The organism is Arthrobacter sp. CMU6, from assembly GCF_059090205.1.
Genome location: NZ_JBNHFL010000093.1, coordinates 1 through 536 on the forward strand (window position 1 = coordinate 1; position 536 = coordinate 536).

Here is a 536-nt window from a genome sequence, read left to right on the forward strand (position 1 = left end):
CGTGGCTGCAGGAGAAGATACCTCCCATATCCTCAGCGGGTTGACTAACCAGCTGCCTGATCGTGATCCGGAAGAGACCGCCGAGTGGGTTGAGTCCCTGGATGCGTTGATCAGGGAACAGGGCACGGAGCGTGCCCAATACATCATGCGCAGTCTCCTGCAGCGTGCCGGCGCGCAGAGCGTCGGGGTTCCGATGGTGACCACCACGGATTATGTGAACACGATCCCGGTGGACCAGGAAGCGGAATTCCCGGGGAACGAGGAGTTCGAGCGCCGGTACCGGGCGTACATGCGCTGGAACGCCGCGGTGATGGTGCACCGGGCGCAGCGGCCCGAGATCGGGGTGGGCGGGCACATCTCCACCTACGCCGGCGCGGCGACGCTGTACGAGGTCGGGTTCAACCACTTCTTCCGCGGCAAGGACCACCCCGGCGGCGGGGACCAGGTGTTCTTCCAGGGCCACGCGTCCCCGGGCATGTACGCCCGGGCGTTCATGGAAGGCCGGCTCTCGGAGGAGGACCTGGACGGGTTCCGGC

At 66.4% G+C, this 536-nt stretch carries 1 pseudogene; it reads left to right on the forward strand.

From position 1 onward, the window contains the following. Position 1: 1 nt before the first annotated feature. Positions 2-536 (forward strand): annotated as a pseudogene (locus tag AC5RWD_RS23200) (pyruvate dehydrogenase (acetyl-transferring), homodimeric type); the annotation flags it as partial.